We start from the raw sequence: 14,021 nt of genomic DNA on the forward strand, positions 1-14,021 counted from the left end.
GCCCGCGGCGAGCAGGGCCTGGCCGGCCGCGCCCGCGTCGTCGCCCTCGCCGGCCTGCCGGGCCTGTCCGGCCGGGGCGAGCTGCTCGGCGGCGCCGCCGCCTCCCGCCCGGACCGGCGCACTCGGCCAGCCGTGCCCGTCGTGCCCGTCGTGCCTGCCGTCCTTGCCGCCGTGTTCGTCGTGCCTGCCGCCGTCCTTGCCGTGTTCGTCGTGCTTGCCGCCGTGCTTGTCGTGCTTGCCGTGTTCGTGGCCGGTGACGACGATCCGGCCGCGAGGCTCCTTGGGCTTGCCCTCGCAGGAGATGTCCACCGGATAGACACCGGGCGCGATCGAGGAGCTGATCCGCGCCTCGCCGATCAGTTCCCCGTCCGTCCCGGGCGAGAGCCGCGCCTCGTGCACGAACGCCTCGGAGTGCGCGGTGCCCCGCTTGCCCGGGCAGCTGTAGACCCGGATCAGCACCTCCTCGCCCGGACGCGGGTCCATGGGCGTGATGTGCACATCCCCGCCGCCGGGCCGGTCCGGCGGCCGGTCGGCATGTCCCCCGCCATGCCGTTCCCCGTGCTGTCCGCCATGCCGGTCCGCGTGCTGTCCGTCATGCCGTTCCACGTGCTGCCCGTCGTGCTGTCCGTCGTGCTGTCCGTCGTGCAGCTCGATCAGCGGACTGGGATCGGCCGCCGGGTGGGCCTTCACCGGCAGGGCGGCGCAGCCGGCGACCGCCACCAGCGCCACACCGGCCAGGGACACCCCGCGCATGCTCCGGCCGCCGGAGCCCGGCGCGGCCCCGGCGGCGCACCGGAGCGAGCACCGGTGGCGGTGGTGCGGGGAGTGCTCGTTCGGGGCCTCGTTCGAGGGCTGGGGGCAAGGGGTGATGCTCATCGGGCGACCTCCGGATCGGTACTTCCGAAGGTCGCCCGGCCTGTCGCGGGCCGCATCCGCTGCGGCGCCGGGTTACGCCATCGGGAGCAGCCCGGCCTCCCTTCGTGTCAGATCCGGTCGACCAGATCGGCGATCGAGTCCACCACGTTGGAGGGCACGAACGGGTGCCGGTCCACATCGCCCGGACGGGTCAGCCCGGTGAGCACCAGGAAGGTCTCCATGCCGGCCTCCAGCCCGGCCAGGATGTCGGTGTCCATCCGGTCCCCGATCATGGCGCTGGACTCCGAGTGCGCCCCGATGGCGTTCAGTCCGGCCCGCATCATCAGCGGATTGGGCTTGCCGACGAAGTACGGCGCCCGCCCGGTGGCCTTGGTGATCAGCGCCGCCACCGAGCCCGTCGCGGGCAGCGCCCCCTCGGTGGACGGACCGGTCTCGTCCGGGTTGGTGGCGATGAACCGAGCCCCGTCGTTGATCAGCCGGATCGCCTTGGTCAGCGCCTCGAAGCTGTAGGTGCGGGTCTCGCCCAGCACCACGTAGTCCGGCGCGGTGTCGGTCAGGATGTAGCCGATGTCGTGCAGCGCCGTGGTCAGGCCGGCCTCGCCGATCACATAGGCGGTGCCGCCGGGCCGCTGGTCGTCCAGGAACTGGGCGGTGGCCAGGGCCGAGGTCCAGATGTTCTCCACCGGCACCTCCAGCCCCATCCGGCTCAGCCGGGCGTGCAGATCACGCGGGGTGTACATGGAGTTGTTGGTCAGCACCAGGAACGGCCTGCCGGACTCCTTCAGCCTTTTGAGGAACCTGTCCGCCCCGGGGATCGGCACCCCCTCGTGGATGAGGACGCCGTCCATGTCGGTCAGCCACGATTCGATCGGCCTGCGCTCTGCCACTGCTGCGGACTCCTGCCGTGCGGGTACGCGCCTGAAGCGGGTACGGGGACGGGACCACCGGCGGGGCACCCCGCCGTGCCGCACCGATGATCCCAGCGTATGACAGGGGTCCCGGCCTTCACCCGGCCGACCGGCCCGGAATGCCGCCGCCCCGGCGGCCGTCGCCCGTGACCCGGGTGGTGAAGCTGAACCGGTCACCCCGGTACAGCGAGCGCACCCGCTCCAGCGGACGCCCGGTGCCGTCCCGGGACACCCGGTGGATCAGCAGCATCGGCAGCGCCGGCGGGGTGCCGATCAGCAGTGCCTCGCGCGGGGTGGCCAGCACCGTTTCCAGCCGCTCGTCGGTGTCGCCGAGTACGATGCCGAGCTCGTCCCGCAGGTAGGTGTAGAAGGAGGAGTCCGGGTCGAACTCCCGGTCCAGGCGCGGCGCCCGGGCCACCGCGAGGTAGGTCGACTCCAGCCCGACCCGTTCGTCGTCGGCCAGCAGCACCCGTTCCAGGTGCCAGACCGCGTCGCCGCGCGCCACGTCCAGCTCCGCGGCCAGCCGCGGCGGGCAGGGGTAGCGCTCCAGCCCGATCAGCCGGCGGCCCGGCCGCAGCCCCTGCCGCCGCACCCCCTCGGTGTAGCTGACCAGGGACAGCGGCTGGACCAGCTTGGGCCCGGCCACCACCGTGCCCCGGCCGCGGCGGCGCAGCCGGCCCTCCAGCAGCAGTTCACGCAGCGCCTGCCGCACCGTCTCCCGGGCCGCCCCGAAACGCTCGGACAGCTCGCGTTCGGCGGGCAGCGGTTCTCCCTCGCCCAGTTCGGCCAGCAGTTCGTCCAGGCGGATCTTGACCGCGTAGTACTTCGGCACCCGCCCGTGTTCCGGGACCCCGGCGCGGACGGGCGCGTTGCCGTCCTGCGGGATTCCTCCGCTCCACACCCCGGTATTCCTCTCGCATCGCGGAACCCTGACCTGACCTGACTGTCTATCAGATCATCAGGTCCGGCGGGCGTCCGACCGCGAAGCGTCAGATACCCGCCCGAGGCCGCCCGCACGCCCCTTTCCGGGGCGCGCCGGACATCCCCCCGTCCGGTCTGCTCGGACGCCATGGCCGGGCCCGGCGGTTCCGTGTCCGGAGGGGCACATGGCCGCACGGGCCGGCAGCTTCGGTGCGAAAGGGGCGCGCGGGCGCACGCCGGGGGTCACGGGCCCGCCGCACGGTGCGGGCCGGTGCCGGTCCGTACCGGACCGTTCGGACAGCCTGGGCCAGGTGCGGGGCAGGTGCGGGCAGATGCGGGGAAGGCGCCGGGCCGGGGAACCGCTCAGGACGCCTGCGGAATGCCGAGGTCCTTGATGAGCTTGGCCACATGGCCGGTGGCACGGACGTTGTACAGCGCCCGCTCGACCCGGCCCTGCTCGTCCACGACCACCGTGGAGCGGATCACCCCGGTGACCTTGCGGCCGTACATGGTCTTCTCGCCGAACGCCCCGTACTCCTGGAGCACCCGCTTCTCCGGATCGCCCACCAGGGTGACCTTCAGGTTCTCCTTGGTGCGGAACTTCGCCAGCTTCGCCGGGGCGTCCGGGGAGACGCCGATCACGTCGTAGCCCGCCCCGGAGAGCAGGTCCAGATTGTCGGTGAAGTCGCACGCCTGCTTGGTGCAGCCCGGGGTCATGGCGGCCGGGTAGAAGTAGACGATGACCTTGCGCCCCGCATAGTCGGCCAGGGACACCGGACTGCCGTCGGCGTCCGGCAGGGTGAAGGCGGGGGCGGTGTCGCCCGGCTGAAGGCGCTCGCTCATCGGTGCTCCTCGTGAGGGTCGGACCGGGTGCCGGCGGTGCGCCGGCCGGTGCCGGTCAAGCCTAAACGGGGGTTCGGCGCACGCCCCGGACCGCCGAGCTGACAAGATTGGCCACCAGAGTTCAGGACGCGACCACGGAGGCGCACCGTGTCGGAAGCCAGCCCGGCAGGCGGCGGCAAGGGCAGGGAACGGAGCAGGGGCCCCTCGCGGGCCGAGATCCAGGAGAGCATCAGGCGCCGGCGCGCGGAGCTGCGGGAGACCCTGGAGGAGATCACCGTCCGGGTGCAGCCGGGCACGGTGGTCCGGGACGCCCGCAGCCGCGTGGTCTCCGCCGTGGACAGCACGGCGGCCAAGGCGTACGTGGTGGCCAGCCGTACGGCCACCGGGATGCGGACCCAGTTCGTCCGCCCGGACGGCGGGCCGCGGCTGGACCGGCTGGTGCCGGTGGCGGTGGTCGCGGTGGCGGCGGTCGGGCTGCTGATTGCCGGCAGCCGGCGGCGTCGCCGGTAGCCGCCGCGCTGCGGTACTGAGATACGGTCTTCACGTGAGCACCCAACCGACCCACGACAAGCTGCCGATCCGGATGCTGCACGACCGGGTGCTGGTCCGGACCGACACCTCGCAGGGCGAGCGCCGCTCCTCGGGCGGCATTGTGATTCCGGCCACCGCCGCTGTCGGCCGCCGCCTGGACTGGGCGGAGGTCGTGGCGGTGGGGCAGAGCGTGCGCACGGTCGAGCCGGGGGACCGGGTGCTGTACGACCCGGAGGACCGGGCCGAGGTCGAGGTGCGGGGCGTCGCCTACGTGCTGATGCGGGAGCGCGACCTGCACGCCGTCGCCTCCGAGCGGCTGGAGGGCGCGGAGGACGCCACCGGCCTCTACCTGTAGCTGTGCAGCCACCCGGCCCGGAGAACGCTTCCGCCGTCCGCCGGGCCGCTCGCCTCGCCTCCCGGGCCCTGGGCTGTCCGGTGCCTTCCGGGGCCTCGCGGGGCATTTCCGCCCCGAGCGGGCTCCCGTCCCGGTTCTCGTCCCGGGTGACCCGGGTGACTAGCCCCCGGCCCCTTCCGGGCCCGTGTGCCGGCCGTCCCCCTGCGGTGCCCGCGGGACCGGGCCGGGCGCGGACCAGGGCACGGCCGGCGGCTGCCGGGCCGGTGGCACACCCGGAGCCCGGGCACCACCGATCCCCTCGATCCCCTCGATTCCCCCGAAGCCCCCGGTGTCCCCGAAGCCCCCGGTGCCCTCCGCGGCCCCGCCGCTCTCGAGGTTTCCGGCGCCGGGCACCCCGGCGGGGTCCGCCATGCCGTCCGTGCCCGCCGGCTCCGGCGAGCCCTCGTCCCGGGTGCCGTAGTCGTCCGGCAGGTCCGCGCCCGGGTCGTGGGTGGAGTCCAGCTCGAAGTCGCGGACCGGCCGGTCCGCGAGGACCGCGGACATGTAATGCGCCCAGATCCGCGCCGGGATGTCACCGCCGTAGATCCGGGGCTTGCCCAGCGCCCCGTAGAGGGGCTGCTGCGCCCCCGTCTCCGGGTGCTGCCCCAGCAGCATGACCACCGTGGCCAGCTCCGGCGTGTAGCCGGCGAACCAGGCCGCCTTGTCCTCCTCGGCGGTGCCGGTCTTGCCGGCCGCCGGGCGGCCCACCGCCTGTGCGGTCGTCGCCGTGCCGTGGCGCACCACCCGCTGGAGCAGCGCCGTCGTGCCGTCCGCCGCCGCCCGGCTGATCGCCCGTTCCGCCTGGCGCGGGGGCAGCGGGAACTTCTGCTCGCCGTCGCCGGTCGTGGTGACCGAGGTGACCAGGGTCAGCGGCTGCCGCATGCCGTGCGCGGCCAGCGTGGCATAGGCGTGCGCCATGTCCAGGACGCTCGGTGTGACGGTGCCCAGCGCGATGCTGCCCTCCGCCTCCTCCAGACCCGGGGTGTCCGCCGGGATGCCCAGCCGGACCACCACGTCCCGCACCCGGTCCGGGCCCACGTCCTGGCCCAGTTGCGCGAAGACCGCGTTCACCGACTGGTTCATGGCGCCCTCCACGGTCAGCGTGCCGTAGCCGGCGCCCTCCGCGTTCTCCGGCGCCCAGCCGGTGCCCTGTCCGTCGCGGTTGACCACCTCCCGGCCGCTGCTGCCGTCGTACTCCGAGCGTGGCCCGATCGGCTCGCCGAAGCGGTCGGTGGAGGCGTGCTCCAGGGCCGCCGCGTAGACGAACGGCTTGAAGGTGGAGGCCGCCTGGTAGTCGCGGCGGGTGGCGTTGTTCAGGAACTGCTTGGTGAAGCCGCTGCCGCCGTACAACGCCAGCACCTTGCCGGTGGCGGTCTCCACGGAGGCGGCGCCCGCCCGCACCGCCGCGTCCGGTTCCCGGTCGGCGCTGATGCGGCTGGTCAGCTCGGCGTCCACGGCCTCGGTCAGGGCCTGCTGGGCGGTCCGGTCGAAGGTGGTGGTGATGCGCAGGCCGCCGGCGTCCAGCCGGTCCTGGTCCACGATGCCGGCGGCCGTCAGATGCTCGGTCACGGTCTCCACCAGATAGCCGCGCTGGCCGCTGAGCCCGGCGTCGGCGTCCGCCTCGGGGCCGGGGGCGCCCTCGGTGCGCGGCTCGGGGAAGGCCATGCCGCGGCGCTCGGACTCGCTCAGCCAGCCGGACTCGGCCATGCCGTCCAGCACGTAGTTCCAGCGGGCGAGCGCCTGCTCGCGGTGCTCGGGGTGGGCGTGCACGTCGTAGGCGCTGGGGGCGTTGAGCAGGGCCGCCAGGTAGGCGCCCTCGGCGGTGGTGAGGTGGTCGGCGTCCTTGCCGTAGTAGGCGCGGGCCGCGGCCTGGATGCCGTAGGCGCCGCGGCCGAAATAGCTGGTGTTGAGATAGCCCTCCAGGATCTCGTCCTTGCTCACCTTGTGGCCCAGCTTCAGCGCGATGAAGAACTCCCGGACCTTGCGGCCGACGGTGCGGCTCTGGTCCAGGTAGTAGTTCTTGACGTACTGCTGGGTGATGGTGGAGCCGGACTGCGGGGCGCCGCCGCGCAGCATGTTCCAGCCCGCGCGGATCATCGCCTTGGGGTCCACGGCCGGGGTGGTGTAGAAGTCGCGGTCCTCGGCGGCCAGCACGGCCTGCCGGACCGGGACCGGCACCCGCTTCAGGGGGATGCTCTCCCGGTTCACCTCACCGGTGCGGGCCAGCAGCGAGCCGTCGGCGTAGAGGAAGGTGTTGGCCTCGGCCGCGGCCACCGACTTGGGCCTGGGAATGTCCACCATCAGGTAGCCCGCGGCGAAGGCGCCCGCGGCAAGGGCGACGGTCAGCAGCGCGGCGCCGAGCACCATCCGCCAGGTGGGGAGGAGGCGGCGCCAGCCGGTACGGCGGCGCCGGCGGTGCTCCCGCCGCAGGCGGCGGCGCTGCCGTGCGGACGGCCGGCGGCGGCCCCGGCGGCGGGCCGGGGCCGGGCCGTCCGCGTCGGGGCGGTCCGCGTCGAGGGCGGCGGGGCCGTCCGGCCGTCCCTCGCCGGGCGGATCACCGTCCGGGCGCCCGTCCGGCCCGTCCTGCCGGTCCTGGTGGCGGTGTCCGCCGCGAGGGCTCTCGTGGTCGTCGTTCATCCCGGTCCGGACTCCTCGTCCGCGGCGGCCCCTGCGGCCCAGCAGGCCAGCAAAAGGGGATAAAACGTACATATGCCCTGTAAGTGTGTCATTACTTGCCGTCATCGCCGGGACCGCCACGCCCGGCAACGCCCGGCTGCCCGATGTACTGCTTCACGACGGCGAGCGGCGCCTCGCCGGCCGGCCCCGCGAAGCACGGGCCGGACCACCGACGCGGACCACCGACGCGGACCACCGACGCTGGGCCCGCCTGGAGCGGCGGACGCGGTCGGGGAACCGGACGTGGTCCGCCCCGCCGCCGGACGCCACCGGTCCGGCCCCGTACATCGCCGCCCTTCAAGGCGGCGAGGATGTCACGGCGGACCCGTCACACGTCCGCCGAGCACCGACAGGTCCACCGCGGCCGCCATCGCCGCATGGCCCGCGTCGTTCGGATGCAGGTGATCGCCGGAGTCGTAGGCCGGCCGCAGCCGCTCCGGGCGCTCCGGGTCGCGCAGCGCCAGATCCAGGTCCAGCACCGCGTCGAACACCTCGCCCGAACGGATCTCCGCGTTCACCCGCTGCCGCACCTCCTCCCGCCGCCCGGTCCAGAGGCGCGAGCCCTCGCACGGCGCCAGCGTCGCCCCCACCACCGTCAGCCCGGCCGCCCGGGCCTCCCCGGCCAGCCGGCGCATGCCCGCCACCAGCTTCCCGGCATCGCCCCCGGCTGGATCGCGCCGGATGTCGTTGATGCCCAGCTGCACGATCACCGTGCCCGCTCCGGCCGGCTCCAGCACGTCCTCGGCCAGCCGCGCCAGGCCCCCGTCACCGTCGAACGGGCGGTCCACCGGCGCGTCCCGCAGCAGCCGATTGCCGCTGAGCCCGGCATTGAGCACGCTCAGCCGCGGCGCGTCCGGCTCCTCCCGCAGCCGCCGGGCCAGCACGTCCGTCCACCGCCGGCCGGCCCCGGGCGTGGCCCCGGCGGCGTCGGTGAGCGAGTCGCCCAGCACCACCACGGCGCCGCGCACCGTGTCGCTGCGCACCTGCACCTCGCTGAGGAACCACCAGCGCCCGGCGCCCCGGCTGTCCCCGCCGCCCCCGCCGCCGTTTCCCCCGCCTCCCGGGGCGAACGCCGCGCCGGACTCGTCCGCCGCGTGGTCGCCCGCCGCCACAAAGCCCGGCTGCAGGGCCCACCGGTGATAGGTGCCCGTCCGCGGCACCTCAAGGGTGTGCAGGGTGACCAGCAGACCCGCGCCGTCCGGCACCCCGAGCCGCACCGGGTCGCTCCACGCCTCGCGCCCGGCCGGCAGGCTGACCCCGGCCAGGCCCTCGAAGGACAGCTCGCGCATCGTGCCGGGCAGCGCGGCCGGTCCACGGCCCTCGGCCAGCGCCACCGTCGCGTGCGAGACCAGCAGCGGGGCGTCCCCGTGGCGGTTCGACACCTCCACGCGCACCGCGCTGCCGCCCACCGAGACGGACACCACATTCCTCAGGGAGCGATTCTCCAGCCGCTCCTCCAGATCCCCCTCGCCGAGCGGCGGCGTCACCGCCGCCATCCACGCCGCCACCCACGGCCCCTCCGAGGCCGGCACCCGCTGCGCATCCAGCGGCCAGGACGCCACCGGCGGCGTCGCCACCCCCGCCCCGTCCCGGCCCGCCGGCAGCGGACCCCCGTCCAGTGCCCCCGAGGCGGGCACCCCGAGCAGCACCACGGCCACCAGCGCGGCCGCCCTCCCGCCGTGCCGTCGTCTCATCGCACCGGCCTCTCCTCGGCTGCCCGGCCATCGTCGCATCCCCCGCCGGGCCGCCCGACCCCGCACAATGCAGACAGGGGAACGACAGGGGAGACACGGGCAGACAGGGCATCCGGCCGGGCACGGCCGACCGGCCGCCCTGGGTAGACCGGACAGGTGACACGGATGAAGCAGACCACCACACCGCCGGAGAGCGGCGGCCAGGCAGCACTGCCCACGGCCGGGTCCGCCGGCGCGGGCACCGGCGCCGCCGACGACGGCGGAGACCGCAGCGGGCGCGGAGACGACCGCGGGGGCGGGGGCGCGCCGCGCCGGGGCCGCCTCACCGACGCCTTCACCGAGAGCGACCGCGCCAAGCAGCGCGCCCTGCGGCGGATGAAGACCCTCGCCACCGGACTGCTGCTGCTCGTCGCGGTGATCTACGCCCTGGCCACCTGGGCCGAACGCAGCGGCGCCGGAGCCTGGGCGGGCTACGTGGCGGCCGGCGCCGAGGCCGGCATGGTGGGCGCGCTGGCCGACTGGTTCGCCGTCACCGCCCTGTTCCGCCACCCGCTCGGCCTGCGCATCCCGCACACCGCGATCATCCCCACCAAGAAGGACCAGCTCGGCGAATCGCTCGGCGACTTCGTCGGCGAGAACTTCCTCTCCGAACAGGTGATCCGGGAGCGGCTCCGCTCCGTCGACCTCGCCCGGCGGCTCGGCGACTGGCTCTCCCGGCCCGAGAACGCCGACCGCGTCACCGGCGAACTCGCCTCCGCACTGCGCGGCGGCCTCACCGTGCTGCGCGACACCGACGTGCAGGCCATCGTCGGCGAGGCCATCACCCGCCGTGCCGAGGCCGCGCGGTTCGCCCCCCGGCTCGGCGACCTCCTCGCCCGCACGGTGGCGGGCGGCGGCCACCACCGCGCCGTCGACCTGTTCTGCGCCAAGGCCCACGGATGGCTGGTCCACCACCGGGACACGGTGATGGAGGCCGTCGAGGGCGGCGCCCCCGGCTGGACCCCCCGTTTCGTGGACCGCCGCATCGGCGAACGCGTCTACCGGGAGCTGCTGCGCTTCACCGCCGAGATGCGTGACCAGCCCGGCCACCCGGCCCGCGGCGCCCTGGACCGCTTCCTCACCGACCTCGCCGAGCAGCTGCGCACCGACCCGGAGACCCAGCAGCGCGTCGAACGCCTCAAGAGCGAGCTCCTGCACCGCCCGGAGATCCAGGACGTCATCTCCTCGGCCTGGACGTCCGTGCGGGCCATGCTGCTCACCGCGGCCGACGACGAGCGCAGCGCGCTGCGGCTGCGCGCCCGGGCCTCGGTGCTCTCCCTGGGCGGCCGGCTGTCCGAGGACGACCGGCTGCGCGCCAAGCTCGACGGCTGGGTGGCGGACGCCGCGGTGCACGTGGTCGGCGGCTACCGTCGCGAGATCACCCGCCTGATCACCGACACCGTCGCCGCCTGGGACGCCCGGCACACCTCCCGCAAGATCGAGCTGCACATCGGCCGCGATCTCCAGTTCATCCGCCTCAACGGCACCATCATCGGCGCCCTGGCCGGCCTCCTCATCCACACCCTCACCCACACCCTCGGCGGCTGACCCGGCCGCGGCTCCCCACGGCCGGGACCCGGTGCCGGGCAGGCGGCTATCATCGAGCAGCAGCAACAGGCGGCGGCCGTGGTGGAACTGGCAGTCACGTTGCGTTTAGGTCGCAATGGGCGCAAGCCCGTGAGGGTTCGAATCCCTCCGGCCGCACCAGGGAAGCCCCGGAGCCGGTGGCCCGGGGCTTCCGGTTTGCCGGGCGGGCCGGGCGTGGCGGAGGGCGAGGGCGGGATAGCGTGGGGGCGTCGGCTGTAACTTCCCTCTCCCTGTGGAGGAACTGAGCGATGGCAACCACGCGCACCGCGACTACCAACTGGAACGGGCCCCTGATCGGCGGCGCCGGCAAGGTCGAGCTGGAGTCGTCGGGGCTCGGCAGCTACGACGTCACCTGGCCCTCCCGGGCCGAGGAGCCGGACGGCCGGACCAGCCCCGAGGAACTGATCGCGGCCGCCCACTCCTCCTGCTACTCGATGGCCTTCTCGGCCGGCCTGGCCAAGGCCGGCACCCCGCCGGAGTCCCTGGAGGTCCAGGCGGCGGTGACCTTCCAGCCCGGTGAGGGCATCACCGGCATCGTGCTGAAGGTCAAGGCCCGCATCCCGGGCATCAGCGAGGAGGACTTCCGGCAGGCGGCCGAGATGGCCAAGGAGAACTGCCCGGTCAGCAAGGCGCTCAAGGCGGTGCCGATCAGCCTGGAGAGCGCCGAGCTGCTGAGCTGACCGAGCCGGCCGCCGAGCCGGTCGCCGAGCCGGCCGCCGGGGCGGTATCAGCGGCGGCACGGCTGGCTGGGTCGTAGCGCAGGCCCAGCCAGCCGAACGCCGCGCCCAGTGCCGCCCACAGCACCGCGTGCCCGGCGAACGACAGCAGCCGGAAGTCCCACAGCAGGGCGGCCGGCACGTCGACCGGGTCCGGATTGGGGGGCAGCGCGAACAGCAGCGTGACGGTGGCCAGCAGCACCAGCGCCACCGCCAGATGACGCACCGGCGCCGGGCGGGCAGCCAGCCGCCGGTGCAGCCGCCAGGCGGCGGCCGTGCCGGCAACCCCCAGGAACATGGCGGCCAGCCACAGCAGTTGCCGGTCGCCGACGGTCCCGGCGTCTCCCACACCGGGCGGATTGGCCGGATAGCGCAGCCCCGGCAGCAGGGACAGGGCCAGGAATCCCGCGCCCGCCAGGGCGAGCGCGCGCGTCCAGTGGTCGCCCCCGGACAGCGCGGTCCGCCGGTGCAGCAGGGCGTAGCCGATGCCGAAGAAGACGCCCAGCGCCAGCCCGGTGACCACGGCCGTGACGACCAGTCCGAAGTGCTGCGTTCCCCGGCTGAAGACCTCCGTCTCGCCATGCGCGAGGGAGGCGGGCAGCGAGGCGGCGAGCGCGAGGGCCCGGCCCGCGTGGAGGCGTTCCTCCTCCAGGGCGATGGCCCGGTCCAGCAGCGGTCCTGCCACGAGCAGCGAGAACAGCCCCGAGAGCAGCCCGGCCAGCCCGCCCGCGGCCAGGCCGCGGACGAGCAGGGGCAGCACCGGGGACGGTGCCGACGACGTCATATGCGGTTGTCCTCTCCCGTGTTCAGTGGCAGGGAGCGCCGAACAGATGACGGCCGTCGTGGGAGAACTCGTGCAGATAGTCGCCGGTCGCGGCGATGGCCTGGCCGTTGTCGAAGAAGACCGCCCACAGGGCGAGCAGGGCGACAACGGCGGCGACGGCCGCGATGCTCCAGTCCCGGGCCGAACGGACGGACGCGTCGGCGGGAGCGGCCGGAGCGGCGGCCGGGTCGAGGGTGTGCTCGGACATCCCTACCTCCTCCTGGGGTTTCCACGCCCCATGGATGGGAGAGCGACGGGTCAGTTCCTGGCTTCCGGACGGGTCGGGCTGGCCGGCAATGCCGGTGCCGTGCCGTCCGGTCACAGTGGCGGGACCGCCCCGGTTCTGCACCGGGTTCCTGAGGGACCGTCGCCTCGGTATGAACATATGGCCCCATGAGCGTGGCAGGCCGCCCCGGCGGCGTCAACGTGGCCTGTCACACGCCGTTCCGGGGTTTCGGCAGGAGCGGTGTGCGCATGTGCTCAGCGGTGCGGGAGGGGCCAGGAGGGGCCTTCGGGGGAGTCGAGCCACAGCGTCTGGCGCGGCCCGTCCACGGTGATGCCGAAGCGCTGCGGCTCCGGGTGGCCGGCGGCGGCCCAGGCGTCGTGCAGCTCCTCCAGCCGCGCCCACAGCCGGCGCGGGCCCGCCTCCTCCACCTGCCCGTCGCGGTGCAGCCGGGCGGTGGAGCCGTCGGCGGCCCGCAGGCAGACAAGGGTCGGGGCGGTGCCCTCGGGGTCGGGGTCGCGCCGCCAGTCGAGGTCCGGTTCCAGCAGGCTCAGCAGGAAGCGGAAGGCGTCGTCGTCCATGGCCGTGGCGCCCAGCGCCGTCGGGCGGGCATCGGCCGGTCCGGGCTCGGCGGGGGCGGCGGCCGGGACGCGTCCGGCGGCCGCGGCGGTGCTGCGCAGCGGCATGAACCAGGCGCCGGAGAGGAACCGGCCCCGGGCCTGCTCCGGTCCGGTGCGGCGCAGCCGGGCCACGGCATTGCCCAGCGGGGTCACCACCAGGCCGTCCTCGGTGAGCTGCCGCAGCCAGGGGAGGGGAACGGCGTCGACCCGGCAGGTGCCGATGATCCGGTCGTAGGGGGCGCTCTCCGGCCAGCCGAGCGCGCCGTCGCCGGTGAGCACGGCGGGGTGGTAGCCGGCCCCGGCGAGGTGGGCGCGGGCCGCGGCGGTGAGCTCGGGGGTGATGTCGATGCTGGTGACGCCGGTGTCGCCGAGGCGGTGGGCGAGCAGGGCCGCGTTGTAGCCGGTTCCGGTGCCGATCTCCAGCACCCGCTGCCCGTCGGCGGTCTTCAGCTGGTGCAGCATGTCCGCCATCAGCGAGGGCTGTGAGCTGGAGGAGGTGGGCTCGCCGCCGACCCTGCGGGTGACCAGGGCGTTGTCCGAGTGCACGCCGCGCAGCCAGAGGCCGGGCCGCCGCTCGCGGGAGATCTTCAGACCGGAGGGGTCGTAGTAGTACGGCACGAAGAGGTGCCGGGGCACGGCCCGGAAGGCGGCCCGCCAGGCCGGGTCGGGCAGACAGCCGGCGTCCTCCAGGGCGGCCGTCATCTCCTCCCGCAGCCGCTCCGCCTGCTGTTCGATCCCCGGGGCGGGCTCCGCGTCCGCCCCGGCCCGCTCCTCGATTCCCGTGCCCTGGTTCACGTCCTCACCCTTCGCCGGCCGTCAGGTATACGAGAACGGTGCCACGTATGCCCCATATGCCGCACCCGGATAACCTCCGAACCGGCCAGTGACGCTCATCCGCCCGCCGGCCCCGCCCGCCACCCCCGTCCCTTCCTCCCCGGGCCTCACCGTGCCCGGCGGCGTCGTGCGAGAGGATGAGCGGCATGAGCGTGGTGAAGATCAAAGAGACTGTCAAGCCAGCCACATAGTCCCTTTGACCAGCTTGCCGCACCCGCCGCCGTCCGTCGTTCACCGCGACGGCGGCCGGACTCCGATCCGCGCTTCTGCCGTCATGGCCGGGCGTGGGTACCGTCTCCTTGATGTCTCCGGTTCTGCCGTCTGCCTCGGTGTGGC

The 14,021-nt window shown here is 74.5% G+C and carries 13 protein-coding genes, 1 tRNA gene and 1 riboswitch; of the genes, 5 read left to right on the top strand and 9 right to left on the bottom strand.

What is annotated here, in order from left to right:
* The 4 genes from GQS09_RS08700 to bcp form a co-directional block, all read right to left on the bottom strand.
* Window positions 1-876: hypothetical protein (locus GQS09_RS08700; protein ID WP_165985431.1), on the bottom strand; the 876-nt coding region annotated here is incomplete at its 3' end.
* A 107-nt stretch (window positions 877-983) separates the two neighbouring features.
* Window positions 984-1,763: an HAD-IIA family hydrolase gene (locus GQS09_RS08705; protein WP_165985432.1), complete on the bottom strand. Its 780-nt coding sequence runs from the start codon at window positions 1,761-1,763 to the stop codon at window positions 984-986.
* 118 nt (window positions 1,764-1,881) lie between these two features.
* Window positions 1,882-2,685, bottom strand: a complete 804-nt coding sequence (locus GQS09_RS08710; RefSeq protein WP_165985433.1) for a GntR family transcriptional regulator — start codon at window positions 2,683-2,685, stop codon at window positions 1,882-1,884.
* 383 nt (window positions 2,686-3,068) lie between these two features.
* The gene (gene bcp / locus GQS09_RS08715) at window positions 3,069-3,548 is read right to left on the bottom strand and encodes a thioredoxin-dependent thiol peroxidase (protein WP_165985434.1); all 480 of its coding nucleotides are present in this window, start codon (window positions 3,546-3,548) and stop codon (window positions 3,069-3,071) included.
* Window positions 3,549-3,695: 147 nt separating this feature from the next.
* On the opposite strand from bcp, the gene GQS09_RS08720 reads away from it, so the two are divergent.
* Both GQS09_RS08720 and GQS09_RS08725 read left to right on the top strand, forming a co-directional pair.
* On the top strand, window positions 3,696-4,058 hold the full coding sequence (locus GQS09_RS08720) for a DUF3618 domain-containing protein (protein WP_165985435.1): 363 nt from the start codon (window positions 3,696-3,698) through the stop codon (window positions 4,056-4,058).
* A 73-nt stretch (window positions 4,059-4,131) separates the two neighbouring features.
* Window positions 4,132-4,434 carry a co-chaperone GroES gene (locus GQS09_RS08725; protein WP_165985460.1) on the top strand — a complete coding sequence of 101 codons (303 nt, stop codon included), beginning with the start codon at window positions 4,132-4,134 and terminating at the stop codon, window positions 4,432-4,434.
* A 159-nt stretch (window positions 4,435-4,593) separates the two neighbouring features.
* Here the strand turns inward: GQS09_RS08725 and GQS09_RS08730 are convergent, their stop codons facing one another.
* Together GQS09_RS08730 and GQS09_RS08735 are read right to left on the bottom strand one after the other, a co-directional pair.
* Complete coding sequence (locus tag GQS09_RS08730; RefSeq protein WP_243761238.1) at window positions 4,594-7,110, bottom strand: transglycosylase domain-containing protein; 2,517 nt, start codon at window positions 7,108-7,110, stop codon at window positions 4,594-4,596.
* A gap of 353 nt (window positions 7,111-7,463) precedes the next feature.
* Window positions 7,464-8,843: a GDSL-type esterase/lipase family protein gene (locus GQS09_RS08735; protein ID WP_165985436.1), complete on the bottom strand. Its 1,380-nt coding sequence runs from the start codon at window positions 8,841-8,843 to the stop codon at window positions 7,464-7,466.
* Window positions 8,844-9,008: 165 nt separating this feature from the next.
* Here GQS09_RS08735 and GQS09_RS08740 point away from each other — a divergent pair, with 165 nt between their 5' ends.
* The 3 genes from GQS09_RS08740 to GQS09_RS08750 all read left to right on the top strand — a co-directional run bounded on the left by GQS09_RS08740 (window position 9,009) and on the right by GQS09_RS08750 (window position 11,149).
* Complete coding sequence (locus GQS09_RS08740) at window positions 9,009-10,430, top strand: DUF445 domain-containing protein (protein WP_165985437.1); 1,422 nt, start codon at window positions 9,009-9,011, stop codon at window positions 10,428-10,430.
* Between the two features lie 72 nt (window positions 10,431-10,502).
* Window positions 10,503-10,589 (top strand) — tRNA-Leu (locus GQS09_RS08745).
* A 128-nt stretch (window positions 10,590-10,717) separates the two neighbouring features.
* Window positions 10,718-11,149 carry an OsmC family protein gene (locus tag GQS09_RS08750; RefSeq protein WP_165985438.1) on the top strand — a complete coding sequence of 144 codons (432 nt, stop codon included), beginning with the start codon at window positions 10,718-10,720 and terminating at the stop codon, window positions 11,147-11,149.
* On the opposite strand, the gene GQS09_RS08755 is transcribed toward GQS09_RS08750, so the two are convergent.
* The 3 genes from GQS09_RS08755 to GQS09_RS08765 form a co-directional block, all read right to left on the bottom strand.
* Complete coding sequence (locus GQS09_RS08755; protein ID WP_165985439.1) at window positions 11,118-11,969, bottom strand: CbtA family protein; 852 nt, start codon at window positions 11,967-11,969, stop codon at window positions 11,118-11,120. The genes GQS09_RS08750 and GQS09_RS08755 overlap by 32 nt on opposite strands.
* A 22-nt stretch (window positions 11,970-11,991) precedes the next feature.
* Window positions 11,992-12,216, bottom strand: a complete 225-nt coding sequence (locus GQS09_RS08760; protein ID WP_165985440.1) for a CbtB-domain containing protein — start codon at window positions 12,214-12,216, stop codon at window positions 11,992-11,994.
* Window positions 12,217-12,245: 29 nt separating this feature from the next.
* A riboswitch (cobalamin riboswitch) is annotated at window positions 12,246-12,392 on the bottom strand.
* 96 nt (window positions 12,393-12,488) lie between these two features.
* Complete coding sequence (locus GQS09_RS08765; RefSeq protein ID WP_313896058.1) at window positions 12,489-13,646, bottom strand: methyltransferase domain-containing protein; 1,158 nt, start codon at window positions 13,644-13,646, stop codon at window positions 12,489-12,491.
* Between the last annotated feature and the right edge of the window lie 375 nt (window positions 13,647-14,021).

Source organism: Streptomyces sp. YIM 98790, from assembly GCF_011421595.1.
GTDB lineage: Bacteria > Actinomycetota > Actinomycetes > Streptomycetales > Streptomycetaceae > Streptomyces.

Bases quoted from the DNA above. Each gene is read 5' to 3' on its own strand.
- bcp (WP_165985434.1), bottom strand. From the start codon at position 3,548: ATGAGCGAGCGCCTTCAGCCGGGCGACACCGCCCCCGCCTTCACCCTG.
- GQS09_RS08725 (WP_165985460.1), top strand. From the start codon at position 4,132: ATGCTGCACGACCGGGTGCTGGTCCGGACCGACACCTCGCAGGGCGAG.
- GQS09_RS08730 (WP_243761238.1), bottom strand. From the start codon at position 7,110: ATGAACGACGACCACGAGAGCCCTCGCGGCGGACACCGCCACCAGGAC.
- GQS09_RS08735 (WP_165985436.1), bottom strand. From the start codon at position 8,843: ATGAGACGACGGCACGGCGGGAGGGCGGCCGCGCTGGTGGCCGTGGTG.
- GQS09_RS08740 (WP_165985437.1), top strand. From the start codon at position 9,009: ATGAAGCAGACCACCACACCGCCGGAGAGCGGCGGCCAGGCAGCACTG.
- GQS09_RS08750 (WP_165985438.1), top strand. From the start codon at position 10,718: ATGGCAACCACGCGCACCGCGACTACCAACTGGAACGGGCCCCTGATC.
- GQS09_RS08755 (WP_165985439.1), bottom strand. From the start codon at position 11,969: ATGACGTCGTCGGCACCGTCCCCGGTGCTGCCCCTGCTCGTCCGCGGC.
- GQS09_RS08760 (WP_165985440.1), bottom strand. From the start codon at position 12,216: ATGTCCGAGCACACCCTCGACCCGGCCGCCGCTCCGGCCGCTCCCGCC.